The sequence below is a fragment of the Kitasatospora sp. NPDC036755 genome, assembly GCF_040636595.1.
Taxonomy (GTDB): domain Bacteria; phylum Actinomycetota; class Actinomycetes; order Streptomycetales; family Streptomycetaceae; genus Kitasatospora.
Window position 1 is genome coordinate 1 of the sequence record NZ_JBEZUT010000456.1, and the last position, 5286, is coordinate 5286.

Here is a 5286-nt window from a genome sequence, read left to right on the forward strand (position 1 = left end):
TGAACGAAGCCCCGGAAACGGAGCGGAAAACATCTGATAAGCTGGAAACACGAAAGAACGAAGCCCGGAGGGTCCGCTGGAAGGCGGCCGCGTCGGGCGGATCGGCCTCCGGCGGTTCGGGCGGTTCCGGTGGCGGCGCCAACCCGGCCCCCAACCAGCCCGCGCCGAACCAGCCGGCCCCCAACCAGCCCGCCCCGAACCAGCCCGCGCCCCCGGCCGCCGCCAAGCCGCCCGCACCGGTCACCGTGATCGCCGGCCCGTACTGCTCGAACGGCGGCCAGTACAAGACCAACGGCTGGTTCGACCAGGGCGACAGCGGCTGGCGCAACAACTCCGGTGGCTACAGCGGCGACGGCTGCAACGGCACCTACGCCTCGATGCCGATGTCCGGGGACGCCAACAAGGACGACGGCGGCAACTCGGTGGTCTGGACCTTCACCGTGGACAAGGTCTCCAGCTGCACCCTGTCCGTCTACATCCCGGGCAGCGGCAACGTGAAGCAGGTCGGCGGCAACCCGAGCTACTACACGGTGCAGAGCGGCGGCGGGCAGGTCGGCTCCTTCAGCATCAACCAGACCGCCAGCCGGGGGAGTTGGGTCAACCAGGGCCCGTTCACCTACCGCGGCCCGATCTCGCTGACCCTGCACAGCCGCGGCCTGGACTGGTCGGGAAGCACCAAGACCTACGCCCACCACGCCGCCGGCGCCGTCCGGGCCACCTGCACGGCCTGACCCGCCGCCCGAACCGACACCCGTACCACCGAACCACAACGCCCCACGACGAAGGGAACCCCACGCATGTCGCGCCCGGTGCTGACGGTCTGCGCGGAGCAGCGGGAGCCCGGCTCCTACCGCACGATCGGCGAAGCCCTCCAGGCTGCCCGAAGCGGCGCGGTGATCTCCGTCCGCCCCGGCCGGTACGACGAGAACCTGGTGCTCACCAAGGTGGTGAGCATCACCGCGGAGGACGTCCGGGGCAGCGTGCGGATCAGCCCGCGGCGCGGTTCGGTGGTCCAGGTGCTCACCGAGGCCGTCCAGCTCACCGGCCTGGTGCTCCAGGGGCAGGACGACGACCTGCCCGCCGTCGACGTCCCGCGCGGCCAACTCGCCATGCAGGACTGCGAGGTGATCGGCAACGCGTGGACCGCCGTGCTCACCCGCCAGCAGGGCGAACTCGCCATGCGCGGCAGCCGGGTGACCAACCCGGCCGGCGCCGGACTGGTGGAGACCTCCACCGGCACCAGCGTGATCGAGGACAGCGTCATCGAACACCTGGGCACCTCGGCCGTGGTCATCGGCGAGCGGGCCAACCCGACCGTCCGGCGCTGCGTGCTGCGCGACGCCCGCGGCAACGGCCTGTGCGCCAACGGCGAGTCTCGCGGCGTCGTCGAGGACTGCGAGATCTCCGCCACCGACAAGCCCGCCGTCGCCCTGGAGGAGCAGAGCAGCACGCGCCTGCTGCGCACCGAGATCCGGGACAGCGCGCTCGGCGTCTTCGTCGGCTCCACCGCCCGGGTCGTCCTGGAGGACTGCACCGTCACCGCCGTGCGCGGCCACGGCTACGTCCTCACCAACGGCACCGACCCGCTGCTGCGCCGCTGCCGTGCCGTCCGCCCCCAGGGCCACGGCCTGCACATCACCGGGCGGGCCCGCGGCACCCTGGAGGACTGCGAGGTCACCGCCCCCGCCCAGGCCGGCATCCACGTCGGCGAGTCGGCCGGGCCCGGCCTGGTGCGGGCGGTGGTGCGCGACGCCGGCACCGACGGCGTCGAACTCACCGGGGAGAGCGCCGCCGAGTTCGACCGGCTGGAGGTCCGCGACGCCGCCGGCGTCGGCATCGTGGTGCGTGACGGCGCCAACCCGCTGCTGCGCCGCAGCACCGTCACCGCCGCGGGCGGCCACGGCATCGAGGTGCTGCGCGACGGCCGCGGCCGGCTGGAGGACGTCACCGTCGTCGACGCGGGCGGCCACGGGGTGCGGATCTCCGACGGCGCCAACACCTACCTCGGCGGCAGCCTGGTGCGCGGCAGCGGATCCTGCGGGATCTCGGTCGGCGCCGAGGGCGTCGCCACCCTGCGCGACGTCGAGTCCGCCGACAACGCGACGGACGGCGCGAGCGTCGAGCACGGCGGCGAACTGACCGCCACCCGCACCCGGATGCGGACCAACCGGCGGCACGGGCTGCACCTGCTGCCCGGCGCCCGCGCCACCCTGACCGCCTGCCAGCTCTGCGACAACACCGTGGACGGGCTGCGCTCCGAGTCCGTGGAGCCTGCCCGGCTCACCGACTGCGTGGCCGCCGAGAACCAGGGCGCCGGGCTGCGGCAGACCGAGCCGACCGACCGCCTCGCGCTGGAGAACCTCGACAGCCGCGACAACCGCTCGCCGGACGCCCACGGCACGGCCGCCGTCGCCGCCGCCGGATCCGGCGACTCCCCCGCCGGCGACGGGACGGACGCCCCGGCCGAGGGCGCCGACGGCCCCGGGACGGCCCCGGCCGGGCCGCAGGGCCCGCAGGCCGTCCTCCAGACCCTGGTCGGGCTGCAGGGCGTGAAGGAGCAGGTCGCCACCCTGGTCAACCTCAACAAGCTGGCCCGCCGCCGGGAGCAGGCCGGACTGCCCGCCCTGCCGATGAGCCGCCACCTGGTCTTCGCCGGGCCGCCCGGCACCGGCAAGACGACCGTCGCCCGGCTCTACGGCGCGATCCTCGCCGAACTCGGCGTGCTGCGCAGCGGCCACCTGACCGAGGTCGCCCGGGCCGACCTGGTCGCCTCGATCATCGGCGGCACCGCCCTGAAGACCACCGAGGTGGTGATGGAGGCCCTCGGCGGGGTGCTGTTCATCGACGAGGCGTACACCCTGTCCGCCGGCTCCGGCGGCAGCGGGCCGGACTTCGGCCGGGAGGCCATCGACACCCTGGTCAAGCTGATGGAGGACCACCGCGACGACCTGGTGGTCATCGTCGCCGGGTACGAGGCCGAGATCCGCGAGTTCCTGGCCTCCAACCCCGGCCTGGCCTCCCGGTTCAGCCGCACCGTGGAGTTCCGCAACTACAGCGACGACGAGCTCACCACGATCGTCGAGCACGCCGCGGCCGGGCACGGCTACGAGCTCGCCGAGGGCACCCGGGAGGCGCTCGCCGCGCACTTCGACCGGATGCCCAAGGGCGCCGACTTCGGCAACGGCCGCGCCGCCCGCAAGGTGTTCGAGGAGATGGTCGACCGGCAGGCCTCCCGGCTCGCCGAACTGGCGGACTTCGACAACGAGGCGCTCACCCGGCTGCTGCCCGCCGACGTCGGCGAGGAGGCCGCCGCGGCCGCCGCCGGCGAGGAACGGCCCGAGGAGCCCGGCCTGCTCGACCGGCTGCGCGCCATGGTCGGCCTCGCCGCGGCCAAGGAACAGGTCGAGGACCTGGTCAACCTGACCAAGCAGACCCGGCGCCGGATCGAGGCCGGACTGCCCGCCGCCACCATCAGCCACCACCTGGTGTTCTCCGGCCCGCCCGGCACCGGCAAGACCACCGTCGCCCGGCTCTACGGCGAACTCCTCGCCGAACTCGACGTCCTGCCCTCCGGCCAGCTCGTCGAGACCGCCCGCGCCGACCTGGTCGGCCGCTACATCGGCCACACCGCCCAACTCACCCGGGACGCCTTCGAACGCGCCCGCGGCGGCGTGCTGTTCATCGACGAGGCGTACACCCTCACCCCCCGCAACGGCTCCGGCGGGGACTTCGGGCAGGAGGCGGTCGACACCCTGATGAAGCTGATGGAGGACCACCGCGACGAGGTCGTGGTGATCGTGGCCGGTTACCAGGAGGAGATGCGCGGCTTCCTCGCCTCCAACCCCGGCCTCGCCTCCCGGTTCTCCCGGGAGATCACCTTCGACCACTACGCGGACGACGAACTCGTCACCATCGTCCGGGTACAGGCCGAGACGGCCGGCTACACCTGCGCCCCGGAGACCCTCGCCGCGCTCGGCACCCTGTTCGGCGCCGTCCCGCGCGACCGCTCCTTCGGCAACGGGCGCTTCGCCCGGCAGGTGCTGGAGGCGATGATCACCCGCCAGGCCGGCCGGCTGTCCCGGCTCGACGTGGCCGACCTGGACGAACTCAGCCTGCTGCTGCCGCAGGACATCCCGGTCGAGCGGATCGGCAGCCTCGCGTGAGGACGGCGACCCGCGCGGCGAGGACGGTGGCCGGAACGGTCGCCGCGGGCGTCCTGGCCTCCGGGCTGCTGCTCCCGGTCGGCACCGCCGCGGCCGACAGCCCGGACGCCCCCGACGCCCTGCCCCGGGTCAGCCAGCAGCGGCACGACGCGCTCGGCCGGCCGGCCGGCTGCCTGCCGCCGTCCGCCAAGGGCACCCAGCTCACCCCCTGGCCGCAGACCTTCCTCCGCCCCGACCGGGTCTGGCCGCTCAGCCGCGGCGAGGGCGTCACCGTCGCCGTCCTCGGCTCCGGCGTCCAGGACGGCGCCGGCCTGCTGGCCGGCCGGCTCGACCAGGCCCGGCTGCCCGGCGGCCCCGACCCCGCCCAGGACTGCGTCGGCCACGGCACCTTCCTGGCCGGCCTGATCGCCGCCGACCAGCGCGAGGGCGCCGGCTTCGCCGGCATCGCGCCGCGCGCCCGGATCCTCGCGATCTCCGTCACCAGCGAGGCCGGAACCGCCTCGGCGGACCTGCTGGCCCAGGGCATCACCACGGCCGCCGACCGGGGCGCGCGGGTCATCACGGTCGCCGTGGCGCTGCCCAACGGCACCGACGCCCTCGCCGCCGCCGTCCGCGCGGCCCGCGGCAAGGGCGTGCTGATCGTCGCCCCGGCCGCACCCGACACCGTTCCGACCGACGCCACCGGCGCGACCAAACCCGTCCCGGCCTACCCGGCGGCCTACCCCGAGGTGCTCGCCGTCCGGGACCTCGCCCCCGGCGGCGCGCTGCCCGACGGCCCGGCCGCCGTCCCGGTCGGCGGCCGGATCGACCTCGCCGCCCCCGGCGACGCCGTCACCGGCCCCGGCCCGGCCCCCGGCGGCTACTACACCGGCGCCGGCCCCAGCTTCGCCACCGCCTTCGTGGCCGGCACCGCCGCCCTCGCCCTCGGCTACCGGCCGGACCTGACCGTCGACCAGCTGACCGAACGCCTGGAAGCCACCGCCTACCGCAGCCCCGACGCCCAGCACGGCCACGGCACCGTCGACCCGGTCGCCGCCGTCACCCGCCTCGCCGCCCCCCCCCCCCCCCCCGCCGCCCCCCCCCCCCCCGGCCGGCCACCACCACCCCCCGCCCCCCCCCCAGG

At 75.3% G+C, this 5286-nt stretch carries 3 protein-coding genes; all 3 read left to right on the forward strand.

The window, feature by feature from the left end:
* On the forward strand, nt 1-731 hold a 731-nt coding region (locus AB0E96_RS37820), incomplete at its 5' end, for a hypothetical protein (RefSeq protein WP_359830892.1).
* 66 nt (nt 732-797) lie between these two features.
* Nucleotides 798-4163: a right-handed parallel beta-helix repeat-containing protein gene (locus AB0E96_RS37825; protein ID WP_359830895.1), complete on the forward strand. Its 3366-nt coding sequence runs from the start codon at nt 798-800 to the stop codon at nt 4161-4163.
* A partial coding sequence (locus AB0E96_RS37830) for a S8 family serine peptidase (RefSeq protein ID WP_359830896.1) occupies nt 4160-5286 on the forward strand: 1127 nt, incomplete at its 3' end. The genes AB0E96_RS37825 and AB0E96_RS37830, both read left to right, overlap by 4 nt.

Excerpts from the sequence above, each read along its gene's own strand:
- AB0E96_RS37825 (WP_359830895.1), top strand. The coding sequence starts at position 798 with ATGTCGCGCCCGGTGCTGACGGTCTGCGCGGAGCAGCGGGAGCCCGGC.